This window comes from Pandoraea sp. NPDC090278, from assembly GCF_044772185.1.
Taxonomy (GTDB): Bacteria; Pseudomonadota; Gammaproteobacteria; order Burkholderiales; family Burkholderiaceae; genus Pandoraea.
Map to the genome: position 1 here is coordinate 1 of NZ_JBIVYJ010000046.1, position 1,085 is coordinate 1,085.

Sequence of the window (1,085 nt, forward strand, 5' to 3'; positions counted from 1 at the left end):
CCAACTCGGCGTCTGCTGTCGAGCATGCTCATGACGGCGTTTGGCTGGGGGGCGTTGTCGATGCCTGCGTGGGCGCAGGTATTGCCTTCGGGTGCCGTTGTGACAGCAGGCTCGGGAGCCGTTTCTGTGAACGGCAACATCATGACGGTTCGGCAGGCCTCGCAAATGCTGGGACTGAACTGGACGAGCTTTAATGTCGGTGCAGGCAATACGGTCAACTTCGCTCAGCCTGGGGCCGCCTCGACGGTGGTCAATCGCATTGTCGGCAGTGATCCGTCCAGGATTCTGGGCAATATCAACGCCAATGGTCAGGTGTATCTGATCAACCCTAACGGGATCGTGTTTGGTGCCACAGCGCAGATCAACGTCGGCTCGTTGCTCGCCTCGACCGCCAAGGACGTGAGCATCGGCGATAAGCGCGTCTTGCTCAATGGTCAGAGCGGTGCTTCGATTGTCAATCAAGGCAACATCAAAGCTGCCAACGGCGGTTTCGTGGTACTCAGTGCTCAGCAGCTCGTCAACAGCGGGCACATTCAGGCCAATCAGGGGTACGTTGCACTCACCGCAGGCGAGAAGGTCAGCCTGCAACTCGATAACGGTTCGCTGCTGAGCGTGAATGTTGATGCTCCAGCCCTTCAGGCCCTGGTGGACAACCAGGGGTTGATCTTGGCCGATGGAGGCAAGGTCTATCTGACGGCCGCGGGCAAGGATACGTTGTTGAGCACTGTGGTCAACAACGCGGGGACCATTCGAGCTCGCGCCATCGACCAAGGGGCGGGGGGCTCGGTGATCTTGCTGGGCAACGGTGGCGATACCGTATCAACCGGCACGATCGATGTCTCCGGGCAGTCTGCAGGGCAAAAGGGCGGGGCAGTGGTTATTGGCGGGGACCGAGTCGCCGTATATGGCAACGCCACGATCGACGCCAGTGGTGTGAGTGGCGGTGGGCGCGTGGTGATCGGCGGGGACTCGCTGCACAAGGCGAGCGACGTAGCGAACATTGGGTTTGCCAATCGGACCGTTGTTGGCGAGAGCGCGCTGATTCGTATTGGAAGCTCGAAAGGTGACGGTGGTTTTGTTGAAAC

At 59.7% G+C, this 1,085-nt stretch carries 1 protein-coding gene; it reads left to right on the forward strand.

Going from position 1 to position 1,085, the window contains the following annotated elements:
- Positions 1-30: 30 nt before the first annotated feature.
- Positions 31-1,085: filamentous hemagglutinin N-terminal domain-containing protein (locus ACIQWO_RS27495; RefSeq protein ID WP_402830873.1), on the forward strand; the 1,055-nt coding region annotated here is incomplete at its 3' end.